Source organism: Vibrio sp. 10N.261.51.A4, from assembly GCF_041471945.1.
In the GTDB taxonomy this organism is placed as follows: domain Bacteria; phylum Pseudomonadota; class Gammaproteobacteria; order Enterobacterales; family Vibrionaceae; genus Vibrio; species Vibrio crassostreae_C.
The window spans coordinates 1-650 of record NZ_JBFRPJ010000187.1; the positions used below are offsets into that span (position 1 = coordinate 1).

A 650-nucleotide genomic window follows, 5' to 3' on the forward strand; every position below is an offset into this window, starting at 1 on the left:
CACACTGGCGCATCAACGACGCTCTCGGCTGTTGGCGATAAAGCCCAAATCGCTGGCGTTGATACTGGTTCAATAACCGAAAACAGCGCGGGTGTCGACATGTCACCCGACTATGCTCACTCAGGCATCGCCACACTTGGCAATACAACACTCTATGCTGATGGCAAGCTGACCATCACAGACCCCGATGTAGGCGAGTCAGGATTTGAACGCCAAGGCAGCAATGGTTACGACTATCACGGCACCTATGGCGATCTAATCTTACTCACCGATGGCACCTGGCATTACCATGCCGATGCTGGGCATCTATCAGGTATAGGTGCTAGACCCACAACGCGTGGCACTGCAATTGACCAACTTGGTGAAGGGCAAAGCTTAACCGATACGATTACAGTCCATTCAAAAGATGGTACAACACACGATATTGTCATCACCATTCACGGCAGTAACGACAGACCTTACTGTTCATCTGAAGTTGTGCTTGCAAATGGCAGTGAAGATACACGCCAAACCTTAACCACTGCGCAACTATTAGCGAATACCGTCGATGTGGATGCCAATGACGCCGGTAAGCTAACCATTGAAAACCTCCATGTCGACCATGGCTCTATTCTAAACAATGCCGATGGTACGTTTACGTTTACCCCAGA

The 650-nt window shown here is 49.7% G+C and carries 1 protein-coding gene; it reads left to right on the forward strand.

Features of this window, described 5'->3' with window-relative positions; translation table 11 throughout:
* On the forward strand, positions 1 to 650 hold a 650-nt coding region (locus AB4384_RS23675), incomplete at both ends, for a VCBS domain-containing protein (protein WP_372130206.1).